Source organism: Pseudomonas sp. NDM (genome assembly GCF_003105095.1).
GTDB lineage: Bacteria > Pseudomonadota > Gammaproteobacteria > Pseudomonadales > Pseudomonadaceae > Aquipseudomonas > Aquipseudomonas moraviensis_A.
In genome coordinates this window covers 1-1,644 of the sequence record NZ_QETJ01000312.1, presented here as the reverse complement: position 1 = coordinate 1,644, position 1,644 = coordinate 1, and the positions used below count along the sequence as shown (strand labels likewise).

Below are 1,644 nucleotides of genomic sequence, written 5' to 3'. Positions count from 1 at the left end.
CGGCAGCTCCTACAGGTGTACACAAGACATTGTAGGAGCTGCCGAAGGCTGCGATCTTTTTTGCAATCCCACCCGGGAAACAACATTCATGTCGCAAACCCCGCCTCCCGCCCAACCCGCCTACGTCCTGCACTCGCGCGCCTACCGCGAAACCAGTGCACTGGTGGATTTCCTCACGCCGCAAGGGCGGCTGCGGGCGGTGTTGCGCAGTGCGCGGGGCAAGGCCGGCACACTGGCGCGGCCGTTCGTGGCGCTGGAGGTTGAATTCCGTGGCAAGGGTGAGCTGAAGAATGTCGGGCGTATGGAGAGCTCCGGCACCTCCGCATGGCTCAACGGCGAGGCGCTGTTCAGCGGTCTCTACCTCAATGAATTGCTGATTCGCCTGTTGCCCGCGGAAGATCCGCACCCAGGAGTGTTCGACCACTATGCCGCGACCCTGCTGGCCTTGGCCGAAGGTCGACCACTGGAACCGTTGCTGCGCTCCTTCGAATGGCGATTGCTTGATGATCTCGGCTACGGCTTCTCCATGAACACCGACATTCACGGTGAGCCTGTGGCTGCGGACGGTCTCTATCGGTTACAAGTGGACGCCGGACTCGAGCGGGTTTATCTGCTGCAGCCGGGCCTGTTCAACGGCACTGAACTGCTGGCCATGGCCGAGGCCGACTGGTCGGCGCCCGGTGCGCTGTCAGCGGCCAAGCGTCTGATGCGCCAGGCACTCGCGGTACATTTGGGCGGGCGTCCGCTTGTCAGTCGCGAGCTGTTTCGCAAGCCCTGATATGCTGTGCGCCGAATCTCTCAATTCAGGAGCGCATCCGTGACCAGCAGCAATCGCATTCTTCTCGGCGTGAACATCGACCACGTCGCCACCCTGCGTCAGGCCCGTGGCACGCGCTACCCGGACCCGGTCAAGGCGGCGCTGGACGCAGAAGAGGCGGGCGCCGATGGCATCACCGTGCACCTGCGCGAAGATCGCCGGCATATCCAGGAGCGCGACGTGCTGCTGCTCAAGGATGTGCTGCAAACGCGCATGAATTTCGAAATGGGCGTCACCGAAGAAATGATGGCGTTCGCCGAGCGCATTCGCCCGGCGCACATCTGTCTGGTCCCGGAAACCCGTCAGGAATTGACCACCGAAGGTGGCCTGGATGTAGCGGGGCAGGAAGAGCGCATCAGGGCTGCGGTCGAACGTTTGTCGAAAATCGGCAGCGAAGTGTCGCTGTTCATCGATGCTGACGAGCGCCAGATCGCCGCGTCCAGGCGCGTTGGTGCGCCGGCCATCGAGCTGCATACCGGTCGCTACGCCGATGCCGAAACCCCGACCGAAGTGGCTGAAGAGCTCAAGCGTGTCGCTGATGGCGTCGCATTCGGTCTGGCGCAGGGCCTGATCGTCAATGCCGGGCATGGCCTGCATTACCACAACGTCGAGGCCGTGGCGGCGATCAAGGGCATCAACGAACTGAACATCGGCCACGCGCTGGTGGCGCATGCGTTGTTCGTCGGCTTCAAGTCGGCTGTGTCCGAAATGAAAGCGCTGATCCTCGCGGCCGCCAAGCAATAAGCCACACCGCAACCCCCTGTAGGAGTGAGCCTGCTCGCGATAGCGGTGTGTCAGCCAACATCAAATTGACTGACACACCGCTA

General features: G+C 62.5%; 2 protein-coding genes. Both read left to right on the top strand.

Features of this window, described 5'->3' with window-relative positions; genetic code table 11:
- Positions 1-88 precede the first annotated feature (88 nt).
- A complete protein-coding gene (gene recO, locus DCO47_RS26700; protein ID WP_064364395.1) occupies positions 89-778 on the top strand; it encodes a DNA repair protein RecO in 690 nt (229 codons plus the stop codon).
- A 39-nt stretch (positions 779-817) separates the two neighbouring features.
- Positions 818-1,561 (top strand): pyridoxine 5'-phosphate synthase, encoded by a 744-nt coding sequence (gene pdxJ, locus DCO47_RS26695; protein ID WP_064364394.1) that lies wholly within the window; start codon positions 818-820, stop codon positions 1,559-1,561.
- Positions 1,562-1,644 lie beyond the last annotated feature (83 nt).